The organism is Lewinella sp. LCG006 (assembly GCF_040784935.1).
GTDB lineage: Bacteria > Bacteroidota > Bacteroidia > Chitinophagales > Saprospiraceae > Lewinella.
Map to the genome: position 1 here is coordinate 1,492,234 of NZ_CP160680.1, position 14,898 is coordinate 1,507,131.

At 51.2% G+C, this 14,898-nt stretch carries 1 protein-coding gene; it reads right to left on the reverse strand.

The genetic code is table 11. From position 1 onward, the window contains the following. Positions 1 to 256: 256 nt before the first annotated feature. Positions 257 to 14,737: a GEVED domain-containing protein gene (locus AB0L18_RS05150; RefSeq protein ID WP_367391507.1), complete on the reverse strand. Its 14,481-nt coding sequence runs from the start codon at positions 14,735 to 14,737 to the stop codon at positions 257 to 259. Positions 14,738 to 14,898 lie beyond the last annotated feature (161 nt).

Consider the following 14,898-nt stretch of genomic DNA (forward strand, 5'->3'; position numbering starts at 1 on the left):
TACTTTTGGGTTTAGTGTTCTGCTTTCATTAATACACGGAAAGTATGATAACACTCCCTTTAAGAACTAATCAATCAGTTTAGTTCATATCTTTCTTTTAAAGATACGCCTTTCAGATCGGCAAACCTTTTTTTGGCACTAAAATTGGCTCATGTTCCCAAAAAATATAGGTGTACTTCAGCCACTTACCCCACAAAAAAAACGGCGGCACCCACAAAGGATACCGCCGTCTGTTGTCTAATTTATCGTGTGGGGATTATTCCACCACTATCATCCGTTTCGTTGCGCGATGCTCGCCAGCCTGTCCGGCTTCGCCATTGGCCAGACGGGCTTCTACCGTGTAAGTCAATACTCCGGTAGTTCCATTAATCATTTGCTTCGTCACGTTGATGCTATTGTAGCCAGCTGCGAAATCACCCTTGATGATTCTTAGCACCCGACCGCGAGCATCACTAATCGTTATCGTCACCTCCCAATCCTGAGGCAGGCCTGCATGGCCGGCAGGCAGGTTGAACGCAATCAGGGTCGCTGCAGCGAAGGGGTTGGGCGTGTTCTGGTACAATTCAAACTCCGCAGCAGCATTCCAACCACTGGTAAATTCAATCCCCAGGTCAAACACCTGTTCTCCCCTCTCAGGGGAGATGTCCGTAAGGACAGAGCGGTAGGCCTCCGCAGCCGTGTAACGGCTAGAGATGCTCAGCGCTTCGCGCAGGGGCTGGTCTTCACTTGCTCGCAATACCAGGCTGAATAGGACATCGGTTGTAGTACCGCCGCCGTTGTGGTTCCAGCTCATGGTGATGGTGCCTTCGTCTACAAAACGCAGGCCGAAGTTTTCGGCTTGTGCCTGTCCGTATTCGATGTCTACCAATTCCACACCGCTCAATTGCAGCGTGCCTTGGTAGCCTTCGATCTGGTTGAGGTTCTCAGCCGTCACGGCTACGGTGTAGGTATTGCCTGCCTTCAGGTCAATGTCTTCCGCTTGGAGGTGGAAGATGCCGTTGAGGGTGCGATCATCGCCGGCCAAAGCATTGGCTTGAGCGCTACCGTTCACATCACCGATCTTCACACCCACGAAGTCCGCATCCAGCACATCTCCCGGGAGGTTGTTCTCATTGATCAACTCTGGGAAAGTCTCTGACCAGGGGTTCGTGCTCTCTGGGAACTCGTAGTTTGCATCCACAAAGCGCCAGCTCGTATTGTTCGGGAACGCCGTGATCACGTTGAGGATCAGCTTACGGATCTGGATCAAATCCAGCGTCGTAATCGTTCCACTACGGTTGGCATCCGCGGCAATGCGCTTGTAAGGCCCAACGAGTGGCTCCACGTTGAGGATGTGCTTGGAGATCTTCACGATATCGAAGGTGGTCACTCCGTTCAGCGGGTTGGCATTCAGGTACGGTGTTACTGAGTAGTCACCTCCCAGTGTCAGGTTGCTGAAGCTGTAGGTGCCGTTTGTATTCGTGGTCATCGTAGCGGTCATGCCGCCATTGATGCTCACTTCCACGCCTTCTACCGCTTCGTTACCTTCCGTCATGATGATACCTGCAATCGTGCCGGTTTCATCACCGCTACACGTAGCGTGCAGTTGTACCAGGACATAAGTCTCACAGTAGTCGTAGTTACCTTCTTCGTCGAAGGCGTACACGTAAACCACCGTGGTCTGCTCATCCGCATCCGTCAATACCAATCCGATATCATCGGGACTTGGTACAAAGTCTGGATCAGCTTCTACATCCGCTGCGCGGTAGATCGCGTACTTCGTCACCCGTGGCAGACCGCCGAACAGTTCTGGTCCCTGACCCGTACAGTCACTGATTGGGGAACCTTCAAAGTCAGCCGCCCAGATTGCCATCGCACAACCTTCACCCTCAGGTGTTGGCATCAGCGTTACCGTCAGGCCGTTGATACAGACCGGAGCAGGGCCTTTGCAGTCGATCACATCGAAGACGATGGTCTCGCTGGTCTGGTTGCCACAGCCATCCTCAAACAGGATGCGTACCGCGTGGTAGATGTTATCACCCATCGCCGAGGTAATGATCGGGAACGTTCCTGTGAACAGGTAAGTGCCGTCACCATTGCTGGTGATATTGCTCAGTACGTTGGCATCAGCTACAAACTCGTTCGACTTGATGTCACCGTCGCCGTTAGCGTCTACTGCGAAGGCATCCAGCTGGGCAGATACGATGTTGACCACCAGCACACCGTCCAGGTCAAACAGTTCACACTCATCAGCTACGCTGAATGGAATGCTGACTGCTTCCTGACAATCACCGTCGTCATCACCAAACTGACCAGGCAACAGGTTAGGACAGTTGGCCGTTGGGCCGCCGTATTCACCAACAGTTACCACTGGGGCTGTTGAGTCGTATACTTTCACGTATTGTGTGTAGATGTAGCGACCGAAGTTGCGACGTCCAAACTGATCGGCTGGAATACAACCGATGTTGTTGCCGGGGATGTTGTCGTAAACAGTGTTCGGAATATCAGAGTCTCCATCGCGGTCGGTGTGGTCACGGTCGATCACTACGCTGTACTGAATGCCCGGCTGAGCATCGGCGATGTTGTCACAGTTGTTGTCTACAGGGCCAAAGCCACTCACTACCCGTACTACTGGGCGTTCGTTGCCTTCCACGGCGCGGTCAATCGGCAGCGATTCGCCGTCGTCTTCCGTCATGCGGGGCAGTACCAGTCCTTCGTATTCGCCATCCCACACGCACCAGTTGATGACATCGTAGGTGATCGAGTACTTGTAGCATGCATCGCCGTTGGCGGTAAAGAAGACCGGATCGCCAATGTTCACACTCAGCACATCACAACCAGTGGTGGTGGTGATGATCGTCGGTACTTCCGGATCGCCACAGTCAGCGGCCACATCTTCGGGGAAGTCGATGGTAAAGTCGTGGACTTCCGTGATCGTGATCAGCTGGCTACAGCTGTTCGTCGAGCGGAACACTTCGTTGATGTCGATCGCACCGTTGCCGTTGGCATCGCCCTCGGGGCGCAGCTGCCAGGCTTCGAAACGACGCGTGATGGTTCCCCAGCCACAGTCGTTCACCTGGATGTTAGGCGTGCGTTCTACGATGGTGTCCACCGCACAGTTGTCCGTACCCGTAGCACCGCCGAAGATCGAGCTCATCATGATCGAGGTCGCAGCGAAGTCTTCGTCGTAAGCCGTCTGGATGTCTCCAGGGAAGGCCAGCGGAAGGTCGTTGCAGCTCAGATTCACTGGTGCTGGTGCGTAGCAGTAAGGGTTCAGTTTATCTTCAGGTACGATGGTCATCCAGCAAATGTTCTGGTTGCCAGACTCGTCCGTTACCCGTAGTTCAATCGTAATTTCGTTGTTGATATCGCAGCAGTAGAAGTCGATGTACTCTCCCCATGGGCTCCAGCGGTTTTCGCTAGGATCACAGGTTTCGTTGCGCCAGTAGTTACGGCGAACTTCCAGGCTTACTTCCCCACAGTTGTCCGAAGAACCTTCGTCGACCGCGGTGGCAAAGATGCGCGCGATACCTTCGATGCCGTTGAGGACATCACCACCACCGATGGAGACGTTGAGGTCGTCGTCACAGCTAGCTGTAGGTTCGATCTCGTCGCGGATGATCAGCGTGTATTCCTCGCAGGTCTCGTTGCCACAAGCATCTTCCGCACAAAGGATCAGCGTGTGGGTACCTACGGGTACACCTACCACATCGTTATCGGCGATGTTACCGCCAGCGAAGAAGCTCTCACCGTTGGCCAGGATGGTGTAGGTTGTCGTGTGTACATCTGAACAGCCATTGCCATCGGTGATCGTTGGCGTCGGGATCAGGACATTCGCTACACAGCTCAAGGGAGAGGTAGAGATCGTCAGCGTTGGCGCTACACCCGTCAGTACAGGGCCGGTAAAGTCACCGACTTTGATCAGCTGGTTCAGCGTACCAGAGCCTCCGGGGTTACACCAGTCGATGATGTTCCACTCGCGACGTAGCTTGTAAGTGCCTTCACACACCGTGATCCGGGGCTCATCGGAGTAAGACGCGCCGATGTTGCAGTAGATCTGATCCAGATCGTAGAAGCCAAAGGCTGTACGTATCCACGGATAACCAGAGGTGGATGGGTGTGGGTTGCCATTGGCATCCGTGGCATAGTCTTCATCACATTCAATCGGCACCACAAACGGAGGGAATACAATGTCTCCAATTGTAGGCTTGCGGAAGGTAATCACCTGGTTGCAGCTTACGGTGCGTGGTGCGCCGATACATACGCCGTCGTAGCGATCGGCTACCGTGAACGTACGCGTAATGCGCTCGTCGCCACAGTCACCATCACTGTCGGTAACATCCGACAAGGTCACCAGTACGGGGCCACAGTTGTCGCCAACTACCGGGAAACCAGTCAGGTTCACCTTGGCGATGAAGGCGTTCAAAGCAGCCGTGCTTCCACCGAAGAAGGTGTTGCGCGTAGCCGTGAAGTCAAGTGTACCATCTGCACTGGCAATCCAGCTTTGAGGCGTCTCAAAGTGGATGAAGTCGATGTCGTTACAGACCAGGTCACGAGTTTGCGTTAATGCTACTGGCGTGAAGTCTGCACCCGTTACACCGGTGTTGTTGTCCGAATAGATCGTCACCGTCCAGTCGCCGAATTGAGTTGTCAACCAGTTCGTCAGCACCAGCGTATAGCTTGTGTTCGGCTGTAAAGGCAAGCTCAAACGAAGGGTAGGATCAAAGGGGTTGCCACCAGGGACGAAACCATCATCGGAGGAACCGAGGATATTCTCACAAGGTGACGCAGGATCGAAACCACCCTGGAACAGGAACAAGCTTCCATCGCCCCAATCCGTATCCACCAGGAAGGTATACACATCAACCGGTAGTGCAAAGTCTGGTGTCGTGAACGTAATCACATCGTAGTTGTGTACGCCGTCGGCCAGGAAGCCCTGGTTCAAACAGCTGTTGTCGTTGAAGTTCAAGGTAGCATCAGCTGCATTCAGATTACCGCTTGCCTGGTGAGCTTCGTAATCCATCGTCACACTGCTCGTATTGGCAGGGCAGGTAACAACAGGATCGGTCTTGTCTTCGGCGAAGATGCTGCCCCAGCAGGTGTAGACTTCTACGCCATCTTCGATCAGACGAATCATGTAAGTATGCTCGCCACAGCCTGTCACTTGATCTGTTTCAACACCATCGATCGAGATGATGAACTCATCAATACAGTAGTGCAGACCCGTCAGGATCATATCCGGCGTGATCGTTGCTGAGCAGTTAGCACCCAACGTCACGTTCAGGTCAGCGATACAAGCAAAGTCGAATGGTGGTTCTACAAAACCAGCATCAACCGTTGGGATATCATCACCTGAGAACAGATCGTAGAAACCTGTGGTAAACGTATTCTGATCAATGTCAGAATCCAGATCATCAGGCCCTACGTTCGGGATAACCGCCAGTAGGATCGGACCACACTCACCAAGAGCTGTACTTGGGTCAAAGATCACTTTGTAAGTACCAGGAGCCAAGTCTTCAAACTTATAGTAACCGTTCTCATCCGTTACCAGTACCAGCATGACTGGCTGACCAATGTTATTGGTACCCATCAGGGTAACCGTAACGCCTTCAATTGGTGAGTCAGGTACAATACCTGTACTTACCTGCGTATTGTCATTGATGTCAAAACTCTCGTCCAGCCATACAAAGTCGCCCAGCTCTGCGGGAATATAAGCTCCGAAGTCGAAGCTCAGGTCATCCTGCATATCAGGGAAGCCATTGATGCCACCGGGGTTGTCGCCCGTGCCATTTTCGCCTTCCGGTAGACCCATTGGGTCGACAATCGTAAATTCTACTCCGGTGTGCTCATCACTGTCGATTTCGTCATCGCCAGGGATGTTCGACCAGGTAGGCACAAAGTCTCCAGGTAGTTCGGGAATGCTGATACTGTACGTACCAGGATTCAAGCCACAGAAGCTGTAGATACCGTCGGTGGTACCATCGTTCGCAGTAGTTACCGTATAAGTACGGTTATCGTCGGTGGTGTTTACATCACCATCAGGACCGTACCATAATAATTCTACGTCGACGCCATTGATACCTAGATCGCCAGCTTCGTCTTGTACACCGTTGCCGTTGTAGTCTTCCCAGACCAGGTTACCTACCTTGCTGAGTTTGATTTTGTAGTCTTCGATCTCACCGAAAGGTACAGCTCCTGTTTGGCTATCTGGCGCAAGGCCACCATCAGGGCTCAAGCGAGCACGGATGAATAAGGCTCCTTCGCTGTAGCCCACAGTCGCAGGAACAGGGAAGCAGTATTCGGCAGCATCAACGCCACCAACAGGTACCGTAGCATCTGTGAACACCAGTTCTTCACCAGCACCAAACATGCCGTCGCCGTTCCAATCTATCCATACTTGCAGTACGGCATCTTCACCGGTCATGTTCATCGCCGTCACCGTGATGCAGGACTCGTTGCCTGGAATCATCGGGTGGCTGAAGACGATACCATCTTCATCACCACCTCCTACACAATCCCCGAAGGTTACCAGACCGGGATCAGCATCATCACCGCCTTCCATCATACCCGCCATGGGTTCAGGAATACCGTCTAGTTCTACATCTACACAAGCTCCTAATTTCAGGTTCTCACTAACAATGTGACGGGGAGCATCATCTCCTGTTGTCGTATATGTATCCGGCAAATCACCGTAATCGAAACCGATGATTTGTATCATGTAATCTTCTACCTCTCCAGAGTTCGCTAAGCCAGTAGAAGACATTACTTCGTCCATATCATTGGCAAGACGAATACGCAGACCTACATCCTGGCCAACTACCGCATCTGCAGGAATTGGGCCAACATTTACAGTCACTTCCGTATCACCATCAGCTACTGTAGCCGTAAATTTCTCCGTGTTTGGATCAAGGAAACCATCCTTGTTGAAATCTACATAAACAGCAATGGTAGCGTCTTCGCCCGTCATATTCATGACTGGAATATTGAGGCTTGTCGTTTGCGTCAGGATAAAGAGTGGGAGGTTATCCAAGTCCAGTCCGTCTTCGTCGTCTACATCCATTGTTCCCGGAGCAGCATTGTTATCATCACCATCAGTGGCACCTGCGTCAGCACTGGGCTGACCATCTACTTCATCATCTACGGCAGCACCGATTTTCAAGGTCACCATATCCTCTTCATTCGTGAGGATTTTGTGTGCAGGGCCGCCATCAGCAGCAGTTGTCTGGTAATCAGCAGGCGTGAGCGGTGCATTAGCATCGCCATTGGTACCCGTAACGACGTCATTCAAGTCACCGTAGTCGAAGCCCATTACAGGAATCTCGTAATCTTCTACTTCACCATCAGGTGCTGGGCCATAAGGACTCATCACTGCATCCTGATCCGTACTAATACGAATACGAATACCAATGTCGTCGTTCAAGGTAGCAGTCAATGGTGGCGTAACTCCTGTGAGCACAGCTTCCGTCTCATTGGGCATTACGATTGTCGAGTACATTTCGTCCACCTCAAACTCACCATTATTGTTCCAATCAATAAAGAATACCAATTTGGCATCCTCATTGGTCATATTCATCACAGGAATCGTAATATCTACACTCTGGTTGGTCATAAACATGATGCTAGTCGGATCGAACCCATCTTCATCATCTTCGTCCGTAACATCACCTGTAGCATTACTACTTTGCTGACCGTCAGCTTCATCATCTAGTAGTAATCCGATCTTTAGTAAGACCATATCCTCTTCATTCGTGATGATCTTGTGGCTTGGACCACCATTCGCATTTTGTGTTTGGTAGTCTTGCTCGGAAGTACCGTCAGTACCGTCAATCAAATCACCGTAGTCAAAGCCCATCACCATGATCAGGTAGTCTTCAACTTCTCCATCAGGAGCAGGGCCAGTGGGGCTCATGCTCGCATCCATATCGGAGCTTAGACGAATACGGAAACCAAGTTCATCGTTAAGCGTCGTGGTAAACGGAGGAACAATATCGGCTATAGTCACACTTGTGGCTTGATCTGGTACATCGACAAAATACATCTCGCCTATGTCGGTGAAGTCCCCGTTGTTGTTCCAGTCGATGAAGACCGTCAACTTCGCAGGGGCACCCGTCATGTTCATGACCGGAATGTCCAGATCAACAGACTGGCCAGTTACGAACATTACGCTCGTAGGGTCGAAACCGTCTTCGTCATCACCATCGCCGTCAGCATCAGTGCTTTGAGCGCCGTCTAATTCATCGTCAACGGTAGCGCCAATTTTCAGCGTAACCATGTCGTCTTCATTCGTGATGATTTTGTGGACAGGGCCACCATCAGCAATGGTAGTCTCGTAGTCCTCCTCTGTTGTCCCCGTGCCTAAATCTGCAAGGTCACCATAATCAAAGGCCATCACTACAATCTCGTAGTCTTCTACTTCACCGTCAGGGGCAGGGCCACCAGGACTCATCGCCATATCCGTTGTCAGACGGAAACGCATTCCGATTTCGTCGTTGATCGCAGCGTCGGCTGGGGGCGTAATGCCCGCCAAAATCGCAGAGGTTGATTGATCGGCTACCGTTGTGAAGTACATCTCGTCCGTACCATCAAAGGCACCGTCGTTGTTCCAGTCGATGTAGACCGTCAACTTCGCATCAACACCCGTCATGTTCATGACTGGGATTGTAAGATCTTGGGATTGACCACGCACGAACATTACACTCGTAGGATCGAAACCGTCTTCATCTGCGCCGTCGCCGTCGGCATCAGCACTTGGTGTACCGTCGAGTTCGTCATCTACCGACGCGCCAATCTTCAAGGTCACCATATCATTCTCATCCGTAACAATCTTGTGTACTGGGCCGCCGTTGGCAGAAGATGTTTCGTAATCTTCTTCACCGGTACCAGCAGCACCATCTACAAGGTCACCATAGTCAAAGGCCATCACTACAATCTCGTAGTCTTCTACTTCACCGTCAGGGGCAGGACCCGTAGGGCTCATTGCCATGTCAGTCGTCAAACGGAAACGCATCCCGAGTTCGTCGTTGATCGCAGCGTCGGCTGGGGGCGTGATGCCCGCCAAAATCGCAGAGGTTGATTGATCGGCTACCGTTGTGAAGTACATCTCATCCGTACCATCAAAGGCACCGTCGTTGTTCCAGTCGATGTAGACCGTCAACTTCGCATCAACACCCGTCATGTTCATGACTGGGATTGTAAGATCTTGGGATTGACCACGCACGAACATTACACTCGTAGGATCGAAACCGTCTTCATCTGCGCCGTCGCCGTCGGCATCAGCACTTGGTGTACCGTCGAGTTCGTCATCTACCGACGCGCCAATCTTCAAGGTCACCATATCATTCTCATCCGTAACAATCTTGTGTACTGGGCCGCCGTTGGCAGAAGATGTTTCGTAATCTTCTTCACCGGTACCAGCAGCACCATCTACAAGGTCACCATAGTCAAAGGCCATCACTACAATCTCGTAGTCTTCTACTTCACCGTCAGGGGCAGGACCCGTAGGGCTCATTGCCATGTCAGTCGTCAAACGGAAACGCATCCCGAGTTCGTCGTTGATCGCAGCGTCGGCTGGGGGCGTGATGCCCGCCAAAATCGCAGAGGTTGATTGATCGGCTACCGTTGTGAAGTACATCTCATCCGTACCATCAAAGGCACCGTCGTTGTTCCAGTCGATGTAGACCGTCAACTTCGCATCAACACCCGTCATGTTCATGACTGGGATTGTAAGATCTTGGGATTGACCACGAACGAACATTGTGCTCGTAGGATCAAAGCCGTCTTCATCTGCGCCGTCGCCGTCGGCATCAGCACTTGGTGTACCGTCGAGTTCGTCATCTACCGACGCGCCAATCTTCAAGGTCACCATATCATTCTCATCCGTAACAATCTTGTGTACTGGGCCGCCGTTGGCAGAAGATGTTTCATAATCTTCTTCACCGGTACCAGCAGCACCATCAACAAGGTCACCATAGTCAAAGGCCATCACTACAATCTCGTAGTCTTCTACCTCACCGTCAGGGGCAGGGCCACCTGGACTCATCGCCATATCCGTTGTCAGACGGAAACGCATTCCGATTTCGTCGTTGATCGCAGCGTCGGCTGGGGGCGTAATGCCCGCCAAAATCGCAGAGGTTGATTGATCGGCTACCGTTGTGAAGTACATCTCGTCCGTACCATCAAAGGCACCGTCGTTGTTCCAGTCGATGTAGACCGTCAACTTCGCATCAACACCCGTCATGTTCATGACTGGGATTGTAAGATCTTGGGATTGACCACGCACGAACATTGTGCTCGTAGGATCGAAACCGTCTTCATCTGCGCCATCGCCGTCGGCATCAGCACTTGGTGTACCGTCGAGTTCGTCATCTACCGACGCGCCAATCTTCAAGGTCACCATATCATTCTCATCCGTAACAATCTTGTGTACTGGGCCACCGTTGGCAGAAGATGTTTCATAATCTTCTTCACCGGTACCAGCAGCACCATCAACAAGGTCACCGTAATCAAAGGCCATCACCATGATCAGGTAGTCTTCTACCTCACCATCAGAAGCGTTCCCGCCAGCCGACATAACCGCAGTTTGGTCCGTACTGAAACGGAAACGAACCGCCAGATTGGTATTGATCACAGCTCCTGCTGGGGGCGTAACTCCGCTCAGCGTTGCGCTTGTCGCAGCGTCAGCCACCATGACATCATACATCTCATTGGTACCGGTGAAATCTCCATTATTGTCCCAATCGATAAACATAACCAACTTGGCCATCTGCCCTGTCATGTTCATTAATGGAATCGTAATATCCTGTGTCTGTGTACGTACGAACATGTAGTCACCGGGGATAAAGCTATCTTCGTCGGCTCCATCTCCATCAGCCAGAGTACTTGGAGCACCATCTGCTTCGGTGTCCACAGTAGCCCCTAACTTAATCAGAGGGGTGGCAGGAACACAGTGACTCGCAGCAGTAGCAAGACCAGCTGTGGGGTAAGGAGCAGCTAAGTCGCCGAAGTCTAGACCGAATACTTCAACTTCAGTTGTTGCAATGGCAATACAACCGTTAATATCCGTATAAGTGTAAGTTATCTCGTAAGTACCTGGACCAGCATCGCTCACATCCAGGCTCGCTGTACCATCACCATTGTCGGTGAAGCCGGCACCGGCGGTAGTTGTAAAAACACCATTCGCATCTGTGGGCACTCCAGTGAAGACCATGTCACTACCAGTGATACATTCATCAGCTGGATCGTTCAGACTGACAATAGGTAATGCATTAACCGTAACGCTGACCGTCTGGCTAGCATCACAGCCATTAACATTCGTATAGGTATAGGTTACATCGTAGGTACCAGCACCCGCTACGCTTACATCCAGGCTCGCTGTGCCATCACCGTTGTCGGTGAAGCCGGCTCCTGCGGTGGTCGTGAACACACCGTTCGCATCCGTGGGCATACCGGTGAAGCTCATGTCTGCGCCGTCGATACATACATCGGCGGGGTCGTTCAAGCTTACGATGGGCTCGGGGTTAACCGTAACGCTGACCGTCTGGCTAGCATCACAGCCATTAACATCCGTATAGGTATAAGTTACATCGTAGGTACCAGCACCCGCTACGCTTACATCCAGGATCGCTGTGCCATCACCGTTGTCGGTGAAGCCGGCACCGGCGGTGGACGTGAACACACCGTTGGCATCCGTAGGCATACCTGTGAAGGTCATGTCTGCGCCGTCGATACATACATCGGCGGGGTCGTTCAAGCTTACGATGGGCTCAGGGTTAACCGTGACGCTTACCGTTTGGCTTGCATCACAACCATTGCCATCTGTGTAGGTATACGTTACATCGTACGTGCCTGCGCCAGCTACGCTAACATCAAGGCTCGCGGTACCGTCTCCGTTGTCGGTGAAGCCCGCTCCTGCGGTCGTCGTGAAGACACCGTTGGCGTCCGTGGGCATGCCGGTGAAGGACATGTCCGCGCCGTCGATACATACATCGGCGGGGTCGTTCAGACTTACGATTGGTTCGGGGTTAACCGTGACGCTTACCGTTTGGCTCGCATCACAACCGTTGCCATCCGTGTAGGTATACGTTACATCGTATGTGCCTGCGCCAGCTACGCTAACATCAAGGCTCGCGGTACCGTCTCCGTTGTCGGTGAAGCCCGCTCCTGCGGTCGTCGTGAAGACACCGTTGGCGTCCGTGGGCATGCCGATGAAGGACATGTCCGCGCCGTCGATACATACATCGGCGGGGTCGTTCAGACTTACGATTGGTTCGGGGTTAACCGTGACGCTTACCGTTTGGCTCGCATCACAGCCGTTGCCATCCGTGTAGGTATACGTTACATCGTATGTGCCTGCGCCAGCTACGCTAACATCAAGGCTCGCGGTACCGTCTCCGTTGTCGGTGAAGCCCGCTCCTGCGGTCGTCGTGAAGACACCATTGGCATCCGTGGGCATGCCGGTGAAGGACATGTCCGCGCCGTCAATACATACATCAGCAGGGTCGTTTAAGCTGACGATTGGTTCGGGGTTAACCGTGACGCTTACTGTTTGGCCAGCATCACAACCGTTGCCATCCGTGTAGGTATACGTTACATCGTACGTGCCTGCGCCAGCTACGCTAACATCAAGGCTCGCAGTACCGTCTCCGTTGTCGGTGAAGCCCGCTCCTGCGGTCGTCGTGAAGACACCGTTGGCGTCCGTGGGCATGCCCGTGAAGGACATGTCCGCGCCGTCGATACATACATCAGCGGGATCGTTTAGACTTACAATTGGCAAAGTAAGAGCAGGGGTAGTTACCTGATAATCGGTATAACAACCATTATCCAAATTAAACACCCGTACTACATAGTTTGTATTATGAGCTAAACCGCTAAACATTGTAGTACCTCCAGATATCGTCATGTTCATGACATCACCATAAGCTGGGCCACCAGCTAAATCATAATCTACTCCAGCTATAATACCTGCTTCATCACCGTCCATGACCATTGTCACATCAATAGTGGCATTGTTAGTAACCGCTCCGCCGACACACATACCCGCTGCAGGAGTAACCGTGGCCGTCGGATTGATACAAATCAGCACACAACTTCCTGGATCAGTCACTATCAAATCTGTCATACAACCATTACCGTCAGTGATCGTTACGGTCACATCACCAGCGCCAGCTGAGTTATCATTCAGCGTGAAGATTGTCGCAACATCATAAGTACCCATAGCAGGGCTAATATTAGTAGCTCCACCTCCGCTGACACTTACGGTATAAGTACCGCTAACACCGGTGCCTGAAGGGGTAAGACTAAAGCTGATCGCATCATTACCTGTACAAGTAACGCTAGCTAGGCCAGTGGCATCTATAGTACATACAGATGCACCACAGAAGCTACTCAAGTCTCCCGTGAAGGGATAATTGTGAATCTCTGTTCCTGAACCAGAATGGGTAAGATTTCCACCAATATAAGCCCTACCATTCAGATTTTGCACTATATCAAGATTACCATTAGGTACAAGTACTAAACCATTGAGGTTAGCCTGCGCAGAGACACTCGTGGCCTCATAAAAGTTATAGATGACGTTGTAGACGAGGGCATCGGGGTCCGATCCTGTCATAGCAAATGCAGGGTCATCCACCCTGCCAGCTATCGCGTTAAGTCGAGACGTGACTGTCATTCCCGAAATATTAAGAATGATGGTAGCACCAGGAGCAATATCTGAGAAAAGTAAATTATCCTGAAAACCTGGATCCAGATCAGCTCCGCTGATATTTATTATTTCAATTGCCGCATTGGTTCCTTCCACCGTACGAGTTCCTGTATTAAAAACTCCTGTAGAGGTAGCCATCTGCATTGCCATACTGATCTGATCTGCTTCGCTTAATAACGCAGTATGATCTACAATGCTGGAGCCATTGTTGGCAGACGCTGTGCCATTACCAATATTCAAAGTACTAGCTCCTCCTGAATAGGCGACGTATCCGACACCGCCACCGTTATTAGTTCCCATATTCAGGGTTCCCGTGCCAGACATGGATCCTTCAACAGCCACGGCGTTTCCTACATCACTGATGACGTAAGTACCTCCGCCAGATTCTCCAATACCATAACCTTTATTTATGATTAAGTTACCTCCTACAGCCAAGCGCCCCTCTATTTCTGCTCCGCCAGTGGACGGAACGATAAAGTCACCACCAACAACGACCTGGTAGGAAGCATCCAAACCCCTAAAAGAAGGAGGTGGTGCACCACAAGTTAAGCTAAAAGGTGCCCCAGACTGCTCTCCAGCTGTTATTGGAGAGGGGTATTCCCCAGCCGTGCCACAATACGGGTTAGTAGGATTTGAGAAAGGAGTGGTAGGATCTGGGGCAGTCCCATCAACATCAAGGTTATTGAAAATATTGACACAACTTTGTGCAGCAGCTCCACAAGGCATCGCCGCATCCGTACAATCCACCGTGTACATACTCGGATCGTTACCTAAGTTGCTATCAAAATCATTGCCAGCTGTATTCTCATCACAAATCGTCAAATTTGTTCCAACGTAAGAACCGGATAGCGTAATGGTAGAGCCCCTATTTGTTACAAATATTCCGCCATTCATCCCTGCAACTGGGAGAAAGAAGACCGCATTACTGTTTATTGATACATTCTGAAAGTCAGTATTATTATCGACATCACAGGCTGCAGGGCATTTTGCTTGAAGGTTTAGTGTACTGAATAGTACAAAAATGAGGCCAAGTGGGTAACTCAGGTAATTATTATTCATTTGTTTAGTATTTGCTCCATTTTATTTCCAAAGGAAACTGCTTCCTAATGATTAAATACAGGCGTATTGTGCAAAAGCACCTAAAATTGTGCCAAAAAACGTTCCTCATCATCTAATGATGACAATAGAAAGTCTTTACCAATTTAATTTTCTTAGAAAAA